This window comes from Pseudoalteromonas umbrosa (genome assembly GCF_030125375.1).
GTDB lineage: Bacteria > Pseudomonadota > Gammaproteobacteria > Enterobacterales > Alteromonadaceae > Pseudoalteromonas > Pseudoalteromonas umbrosa.
Map to the genome: position 1 here is coordinate 102,051 of NZ_JASJUU010000010.1, position 9,779 is coordinate 111,829.

Annotated in this window: 5 protein-coding genes; 3 read left to right on the top strand and 2 right to left on the bottom strand. The window is 43.1% G+C overall.

The annotated features are described in order from the left end of the window. Positions 1 to 108 precede the first annotated feature (108 nt). Entirely contained in the window at positions 109 to 1,074 is a 966-nt protein-coding gene (locus QNM16_RS24425) for a FecR family protein (RefSeq protein WP_284022836.1), read from the bottom strand. Between the two features lie 16 nt (positions 1,075 to 1,090). Next, positions 1,091 to 1,594 carry a sigma-70 family RNA polymerase sigma factor gene (locus QNM16_RS24430; RefSeq protein WP_284022837.1) on the bottom strand — a complete coding sequence of 168 codons (504 nt, stop codon included), beginning with the start codon at positions 1,592 to 1,594 and terminating at the stop codon, positions 1,091 to 1,093. Positions 1,595 to 2,191: 597 nt separating this feature from the next. On the opposite strand from QNM16_RS24430, the gene QNM16_RS24435 reads away from it, so the two are divergent. The 3 genes from QNM16_RS24435 to QNM16_RS24445 form a co-directional block, all read left to right on the top strand. Beyond that, entirely contained in the window at positions 2,192 to 4,480 is a 2,289-nt protein-coding gene (locus tag QNM16_RS24435; protein ID WP_284022838.1) for a type I secretion system permease/ATPase, read from the top strand. Further along, complete coding sequence (locus tag QNM16_RS24440) at positions 4,477 to 5,916, top strand: HlyD family type I secretion periplasmic adaptor subunit (RefSeq protein WP_284022839.1); 1,440 nt, start codon at positions 4,477 to 4,479, stop codon at positions 5,914 to 5,916. Before QNM16_RS24435 ends, QNM16_RS24440 begins: the two co-directional genes overlap by 4 nt. Positions 5,917 to 5,953: 37 nt before the next feature. Next, on the top strand, positions 5,954 to 9,779 hold a 3,826-nt coding region (locus tag QNM16_RS24445), incomplete at its 3' end, for a calcium-binding protein (protein ID WP_284022840.1).

A 9,779-nucleotide genomic window follows, 5' to 3' on the forward strand; every position in this document is an offset into this window, starting at 1 on the left:
TAGTTCTCATTTTTATTTAGGGCTACATATAGGACGGGGCAGTTAAAAAAAACAGTACCCAAAAACTAAAAAAAATCAGATTATTTTTAGCTTTTTGGGTAAGTTTAATTATTTCAAAGAGATAACTTGTAGGTAATTAGCAATTGAACGATGTTTTATTGCTGGGTCTGAAGCGAGCATTTTCATTGCTAAATCAATGTTGTTAGTTGGGTATACCCCAGATACACGAATGTGATTGAGTTCTGAATGTTGGTACATCAGCACGCCAGGATAGTGTGCTTCAAGGGACTCCAATAATGCAGGTAAACTAATATCATTAGCGACTAAGCGATGATTTAGCCAAGCCAATCTGACACTTGGGTTGGTATCATAAGGCCCGATTAAATGTCCATTTTCTACTTCCATGGCTTCGCCTTGTTGGCCAATCACACAACTATGTTGTGCTAGATAGCAGACTTTAACTTTTGATTCTGTTACGACAATATAGGTGTCTTGCTGACGAGACTTTACTGAAAAACTAGTACCTAATGCGGTTGCGCTGGTGTTTTGGGTTTGTACAACTAATGGCCATGAAGGGTTGGTTGTGGCATTAATGTGTATCTCACCTGTATGCAGGTGAATCAAACGTTTTTCGTCGTTAAACTCAATATCTATTTGAGTTTGCGCATTGAGGGTAACCAGACTGCCATCTTGTAGTTGAATAGTTTGAGTTTGCCCTTTGAGCGTGTAATGGTCAGCGGTAATGCCACTCAGGCCCAAGTGATTTAGTAGTAATCCAAACCCTGAAAACAACGCGATACTAAGAAAGGCTTTTACCGTGCCATGAGATCTTGGCTGATCCTTTTCTAACACGTTATTTAACACGCGTGTGTTTAATCCATCATCTTCCGGGGCTTCAAATTCACTCCAAAGAGCGGTTAACTCATCATAGGCTTTTTGGTTATCTGGATGTAAATTTAACCACTGATGGTAGGCTTGAATATCTTCATCGGCAGGTGCATCGGAATGTAGTAGCGCACACCATTGGGCTGCTTGCTTAAGTTTATGCTGATAGCTATTGTTATTTGCCGACATAAGAATTTGAGACGTATTAATCCATTAATTGGCTGTGACAATGCAACAGCGTTTGCGCAATGTATTTTTGTACCATGCTTTCTGAGACATTGAGCGCACTCGCAATCTCCTTATATTTCATGCCATCCAATCGAGCCATTAAAAAGGCGCGTCTTGGTTTGTCTGCCAATCCTTCAAGGAGCCGAGATAGCGCTTCTAGTTTTTGCATGGTTTCTAACACGGCTTCACAGGAAGGGGCTTGCTCTGTTTGTAGCTCAGTTTGAGCTTCAATATAAGCTTGTTCAATACGTCTACGGCGTGCTTTGTCTATGATGAGGCGATTTGCAATTGTCGCTAAATAAGCACGAGGTTCTTTGACTTCAAGTAGATCAGTCGATGACGTCAAGGCCCTGATAAAGGTATCTTGAGATAAGTCCTGCGCATCATGAGGAGAATGCAGTTTGAATTTGTTTTGTAAAAACCTTACTAACCAAAACTGGTTATCACGAATAAACAGGTCCATACCAGCGGAATTTGACACCGTTGTTCCTTTCTATAGTGCGTAAATGTAAATAATTATCATTAACGGTATCACTAATAAGGTGGTTGAGCAAGTCCATTATTGTAAGAATAAAATTTTGCATACGTCCCTTTGAACTCATACTTCTGTCCCAACAATGCCTTCATTATGCATCTAAGTCACTGACTGCGAGAGATTATGTAATTTAAACGGCAAGGCTTTGTCTAGTAGGGGGAAAGGCTTTTTGTAACTTAAGGTAAGTTACCTAAACATGCACAATAATGAGGTGCCGTCGTCAGGTTGGGTGCATACTGTTGGGGTTATATGGAATCGTTAAAATTGCAATGTGATTTTTTTTAAGTACGTCACTATGCTCGCGTGAAGTACAGTCTATGGTGTTGTGAGATTTGCATTTATTGTATGGCTTGACTGCGCCAAGATCAGTGGAGTTTGACAGTCAACTTTATGTGGTTAACCTCAAAAAGAAGATACTAGATATTTTTTGTTCAACCCCCAAATTATAGGGTGGATTGTTTGTTAATTATTGATTGTTGTGAATAAATTTACCATTTCAATATGTTATATTACCCGTAAAAGGGCCAAGGAAAAAGGGCTTAAATGTCTACTTTTCAATCTGATTTGCCAAGTGGCAAAACCGACAACAATAAACAAGATTCTTCAACACAACATACCATTGATTCAGGGCTTACATCATTAGTTACGCTTGCGCAGTATCATCAGGTTGCGATAGATGCTAAGCAGATAGCGCATCAATTTGGGTTACCGGGTCAACATTTCACAGACACCGAAATATTGCGAGCAGCTAAAGCTCTTGGATTTAAAGCTCGTAAGGTTAACTCCAGTTTTGATGAGTTATCCAACGCGCTCTTGCCCGCATTGGCAAAGGACAATGATGGAAATTATTTCTTAATTGCAAGGATTGCAGAGGGAAACAGTACTGGTAACACTGAAGATCAACAGAACCGCGTGTTAGCAATGTTTGCTGGTGATAAATCGCCTAAACAGTTAACAGAACAAGCGTTGTCAAAAATTTGGAGTGGGCAACTCATTTTGATCACAAAACGAGGCCAATTGCTCGCCAATATCCGAGAGTTTGATATTCGCTGGTTTATTCCTTCACTAGTCAAATATCGTAAGTTGTTCGGTGAAGTCCTAATTGCGTCATTTTTTATTCAATTATTTGCGCTCATTACGCCCTTATTTTTCCAAGTTGTCATGGATAAGGTTCTGGTACATAGAGGGTTTACTACGCTTGATGTATTAGCTTTTGGTTTTTTGGTTATTGCTGTATTTGATGCGTTATTAGGCGGTATTCGAAATTACGTATTTAGTCATACCACTAATCGAGTGGATGTCGAGCTAGGTGCAAAGCTCTATCATCATCTAATAAGTTTGCCACTGTCTTATTTTGAAAGCCGTCAAGTTGGGCAAAGCGTAGCCAGAGTTAGAGAGCTGGAGACAATCCGTAACTTCATTACGGGTAGTGCTTTAACTTTATGTATTGATTTATTTTTTACCTTACTTTTCTTCATTGTTATGTGGTGGTACAGCCCAACTTTGACACTGGTTGTACTGGCGACGATTCCCTTATATGTTCTGCTTTCGATTTTTATTACCCCAATTCTACGTGCTCGTTTGGATGAGAAATTTAAACATGGGGCTGAAAACCAAGCTTTCTTAGTCGAGTCAGTGACGGGCGTTGAAACGGTAAAAGCACAAGCTGTTGAACCACAGATGCAGCGACGTTGGGAAGATCAACTTGCGCGCTATGTTGATGCCTCTTTTCGTACTCAGAATCTCAGCAACATTGCTGGGCAAATTGCAGGCTTTATCAATAAGCTCACGACTCTGGGTATTATTTGGTGGGGTGCCCATTTGGTTATGGCTGGAGAGATGACCGTTGGTCAACTCGTCGCATTTAATATGATTGCGGGACGAGTCAGTGGCCCCATTTTAAAGCTTGTGCAATTATGGCAAGACTTTCAGCAAGCGGGTATCTCGGTTAAGCGCTTAGGCGATATTTTAAATACCCCAAAAGAGCCTGGCTTTAACCCTAACCGCAGCACTTTACCCAATTTAAAAGGGGCGGTGCATTTTGAAAATGTGCGGTTTAGGTACCGACCGGATGGTCCTGTTATTGTCGATCATGTGAATTTGCAAGTAAAACCGGGTGAAGTCGTAGGTATTGTGGGTCGATCTGGGTCTGGAAAAAGTACATTAACCAAATTGGTGCAGCGCTTTTATGTGCCTGAAGCTGGGCGGGTATTAATTGATGGTGTAAATCTATCAGTGATAGATACTAATTGGCTGAGGCAAAACATAGGGGTTGTATTGCAAGAGAATTTTCTCTTCAATCGTAGTGTGCGCGATAATATTGCGTTGGCAAATCCCGGTCTGCCAATGGAGCGCGTAGTTGCTGCAGCGAAGTTAGCCGGAGCGCATGAGTTTATTTTAGAACTCCCCGAAGGTTACGACACCTTAGTTGGCGAGCAAGGCAGTAATTTATCAGGTGGTCAGCGACAGAGGTTGGCCATCGCTCGAGCCCTCATTAATAACCCAGGCATCTTAATTTTTGATGAAGCGACCAGTGCGTTAGATTATGAGTCTGAACGCATTGTCCAAGATAATATGGCACGCATTTGCCAAGGTCGAACCGTGTTTATTATTGCCCATAGACTGTCTACGGTACGTGCTTGTGACCGCATAATTGTGATGGAAAAAGGCCAGATCGTAGAGTCAGGTAATCATCAGCAATTAATACACAAAAGAGGTTATTACGCGAAGTTAAATGCGTTCCAAAATGCGCCTCAACAGCCAATGTCAAACAGCTCTGAAATGAGGCAACAGTCCAACGCGTCGTTGAAAAGTCAGGAGCAAGTTAAATGATTAGGCGTGTGAAAAGCACTATCCAATTGCTCTGTGATGCGTGGCAAAATCGAGCCCAACTTGATGGACAGCAACGCTCCCTAGATGAATTAGATTTTCTCCCAGCGGCGCTTGAAATACAGGAACGACCGGCATCTAAAAGTGCGCGCATGTTAGGGTGGTCGCTGGTATCGCTATTTACCATCAGCGTGATATGGGCCTGTATTGGTCAAGTGAACGTCGTTGCGGTGGCTGAAGGAAAAATTATCCCGACCACAGGTGTAAAGCAAATTCAGCCTCTTGAAAAAGGTGTTGTAAAACAGATTTTTGTACGTGAAGGGGAGGTTGTTAGCAAGGGGCAGGCGTTAATTGAATTAGATCAAACACTCACACGTTCTGATCAAGAGAGGTTAGTTGCTGAACTGAACTTTGCAAAGGAAAATTTAGCACGTTATAGAGCAATGAGTGAGGTATTGGCATACCTTGCGCCAAGTACCACGTCTACATTGCAGCTTACTGTTGCCGATTTGCTTCGCTTGCCTGCACTACAAACATTGCCGCACAGTGAAAAAGTCATTCAAGCAAAGTTGTTACAGCATGAGTTTCATGAAATACAGTCACAGATTGCGGCTTTACAAAGCCAGCTCAACAGCCGTGTAGCTGAGCAATCCGTGTCCGCTGCGACTATTCAAAAACTAAAGGCGACACTTCCTTTGATCACGCGTCGTGCCAATGCAGCAAAAGCTATGCTAGATAAAAACTTAACCCCAGAAACACAATTTCTAGAATTGGAGTCAATGCGTATAGAGCAGCAGCAAGATCTTGCTGCGCAACAAGCACGGCAGGTTCAGCTGAGCGCCATGATCGATGAGGTTAAGCATCAAATTTCAGCTCTGACAGCGCAAGCAAGTGCACGTACTTTGACTTTAATAGATGACTCTGAGCGACAGGTGTACTCGTTGACTAAAGAGCTAAATAAAGCCCGAGACCTCAATGCAAAGCAAGTCCTATATGCCCCTGTTGATGGCCGAGTTCAACAGCTTTCAGTTCACACGGTTGGCGGTGTTGTCACGCCGGCTCAAGCACTAATGGTGGTTGTACCTGACGATGATTATTTGGAAGTGGATGCCGTGATTGAAAACAAAGATATTGGCTTTATTCGTGTAGGACAAAGTGCCGAGATAAAAGTACACACGTTTCCATTTACTAAGTATGGAGTTGTTGAGGCACAGGTGATTGGGATTACAGCAGATGCAATTGCAGATGAGCGTCAGGGCCTAGTGTATAAAATGCGACTAAAAATGCATAGCAAGCAGCTGTTTATTAATGGCCAATGGATAGATTTATTGCCTGGTATGGCAGTGAGTGCAGAGGTGCAAACTTCAAAGCGTCGATTGATTGAATATGTCACAGCTCCTTTATTGCGATACCAAAATGAAAGTGTAAGAGAACGCTAACGCGATATAAAACTAACTACAAACTTAAGGATGATAAATGATAAAAGATGACAATATGAGCGTTGTTGAACGTACCTCTGAGGTCACAATGAATGATGAGGTATTTTCTTCAAGTGATGCAATGGCAAACGCTTCTTCCGGAAATTCAGTCATAGGGACGCCAAATCATGAAACGTTAATCGGAAGTTTTGAAAGTGATACTATCCAAGGGCTAGAGGGTAATGACACCATTATTGCTAATCAGGGCAATGATACGCTGCTTGGTGGCTCGGGTAATGACCGACTATTCGGCGGAGACGATGATGATGTGCTTGATGGCGGCGCAGGTTACGATCTGTTGATTGGTGATGAAGGAAATGATGTATATCGATGGGGGGTTGGTTCAGGCAATGATGTGATTGACGACTATAACGAAGCAGATCGTCATAAATCGAATAATGTAGATACATTGGTATTTGGTGAAGGGATCACGCAGAGTGATTTAAGTTGGTCTCGTAACGGGCTCAACTTAGTGTTCACTCACAATACATCGGGAGAGAGCGTTACCATTAAAAACCATTTTAGTGGTGATTATCACGCCATTGAAGCCGTCCAATTAGCAGATGGCACGCCATTAGACTTAGCACAAATTGAAATAGATGTACGCACCATCACAGGTGGTGAAGGCAATGATACGCTCAGTGGTTTTGAAACAAACGATACGCTTATTGGTGGCCTAGGCAATGACACTTTAAACGGCGCTGGTGGTAATGATGTGCTTGATGGCGGTGCAGGCAATGATGTTCTGCGAGGCAATGAAGGGAATGACGTATACCGCTGGGGTGTTGGTTCGGGCAATGATGTAATTGATGATTATGATGACCTTGACCGCAAGAACGACAATAACATCGATAAATTGGTGTTTGGTGAGGGGATCACGTTAGACGACTTAAGTTGGTCACGCAATGCGACGGATTTAGTATTCACTCATAATTCCACTGGTGAAACCATTACTATTCGAAGTCACTTCTCAGGTAGTAATCACGCTATTGAAGCCGTTCAATTAGCGGATGGCACGCCATTAGACTTAGCACAAATTGAAATAGATGTACGCACCATCACAGGTGGTGAAGGCAATGATACGCTCAGTGGTTTTGAAACAAACGATACGCTTATTGGTGGCCTAGGCAATGATAGTTTATACGGCGCTGGTGGTAATGATGTGCTTGATGGCGGTGCAGGCAATGATGTTCTGCGCGGCAATGAAGGGAATGACGTATATCGTTGGGGTGTTGGTTCGGGCGATGATGTAATTGATGATTATGATGGCATCGACCGCAATAACGTCAATAACGTCGATAAATTGGTGTTTGGTGAAGGGATCACGCAGCGTGATTTAAGCTGGTCTCGTAACGGACTTAATTTAGTGTTCACGCACAATGCATCGGGAGAGAGCGTGACCATTACAAACCATTTCAGCGGTGATTATCACGCCATTGAAGCGGTAGAGCTAGCGGATGGCACGCCATTAGACTTAGCACAAATTGAAATAGATGTGCGCACCATCACAGGTGGTGAAGGCAATGATACGCTCAGTGGTTTTGAAACAAACGACACGCTTATTGGTGGCCTAGGCAATGACACTTTACACGGCGCTGGTGGTAATGATGTACTTGATGGCGGTGCAGGTAATGATGTTCTGCGCGGCAATGAAGGGAATGACGTATACCGTTGGGGTGTTGGTTCGGGCGATGATGTAATTGATGATTATGATGGCATCGACCGCAATAACGTCAATAACGTCGATAAATTGGTGTTTGGTGAAGGGATCAAGCAGCGTGATTTAAGCTGGTCTCGTAATGGACTTAATTTAGTGTTCACGCACAATACATCGGGAGAGAGCGTTACTATTAAAAACCATTTCAGTGGCAATTATCACGCCATTGAAGCGGTAGAACTAGCGGATGGCACGCCATTAGACTTAGCACAAATTGAAATAGATGTGCGCACCATCACAGGTGGTGAAGGCAATGATACGCTCAGTGGTTTTGAAACCAGCGATACACTTAATGGCGGCCTGGGTAATGATACATTAACAGGTGCAAGCGGTAATGATGTGCTTGATGGCGGTGCTGGTAATGATATTTTACGAGGTAACGAAGGGAACGATGTATACCGTTGGGGCTTGGGGTCTGGTCATGATGTAATCGAAGATTATGACACTATCGATCGTTATAATTCCAACAACATTGACAAGGTAGTGTTTGGTGAAGGCATCACTTTGAATGACTTGAGCGCTTCTCGCAATGGGTCAAATTTAGTATTTACGCACAACACATCAGGTGAAACCATCACCATCAAGCATTTTTTCCTCAATGAGTATCATGCAATAGAGGCGCTGGAATTAGCTGATGGCACTGTTTTAGATTTGCAGCAGATAGTTGCGAGTACAAGTGCAATAAATGGCACAGGTGCTAACGATACTATTTACGGTTCTGAAGAAAATAATGTGATCAATGGTTTAGGTGGCCATGATCGACTCTATGGGCAAGAGGGCAATGACACACTGGATGGTGGTAGTGGCAATGATATTTTGCGCGGTGGGGAAGGTAATGATATCTATCGTTGGGATTTAGGTTCTGGCAATGATGTCATAGAAGATTATGACGCTGTTGATCGCAACGACGCTAACCATATCGATAAATTAGTGTTTGGAGAAGGGATCAACTTAAGTGATTTGAGCTGGCACCGTAGTGGTGCAAATTTAGTGTTTTTACATAATGTTTCTGGTGAGTCAGTGACGATTAAAAATCACTTTTTGCACGACGTGCATGCGGTAGAAGTTGTTGAGTTGGCAGATGGTACGCAGTTAGATTTAGCGCAAATTGCTCTTGATGTGCGCAATGTAACGGGCACTGACGCTAGAGAGCATTTACATGGCTTTGAGACCGATGACACATTAAATGGTGCTGGGGGCAATGACTACTTATATGCAGGTGCTGGGGCTGATGTGCTTTACGGCGGCAGTGGCAACGATATTTTAAACGGCGATGCGGGCAATGACACACTAGATGGTGGCAGCGGCAATGATACTTTGCGAGGTGGGGAAGGTAATGATGTCTACCGTTGGGGTGTAGGCTCTGGCAATGATGTCATAGAAGATTATGACGCTGCTGATCGCAACGACGCTAACCATATCGATAAATTAGTGTTTGGAGAAGGGATCAACTTAAGTGATTTGAGCTGGCACCGTAGTGGTGCAAATTTAGTGTTTTTACATAATGTTTCTGGTGAGTCAGTAACGATTAAAAATCACTTTTTGCACGACGTGCATGCGGTAGAAGTTGTTGAGTTGTCAGATGGTACGCAGTTAGATTTAGCGCAAATTGCTCTTGATGTGCGCAATGTAACGGGCACTGACGCTAGAGAGCATTTACATGGCTTTGAGACCGATGACACATTAAATGGTGCTGGGGGCAATGACTACTTATATGCAGGTGCTGGCGCTGATGTACTTTACGGCGGCAGTGGCAACGATATTTTAAACGGCGATGCGGGCAATGACACACTAGATGGTGGCAGCGGCAATGATACTTTGCGAGGTGGGGAAGGTAATGATGTCTACCGCTGGGGTGTAGGCTCTGGCAATGATGTCATAGAAGATTATGATGCTGTTGATCGCAACGACGCTAACCATGTCGATAAATTGGTGTTTGGAGAAGGGATCAACTTAAGTGATTTGAGCTGGAAACGAAGTAGTACCAATCTTGTGTTTATACATAATACAACTGGTGAAACCATCACCGTTAAGAATTACTTTTTGTCTGATATTCATAGCATCGAAGCTGCAGAATTAGCTGATGGTACCCAATTAGATTTAGCGC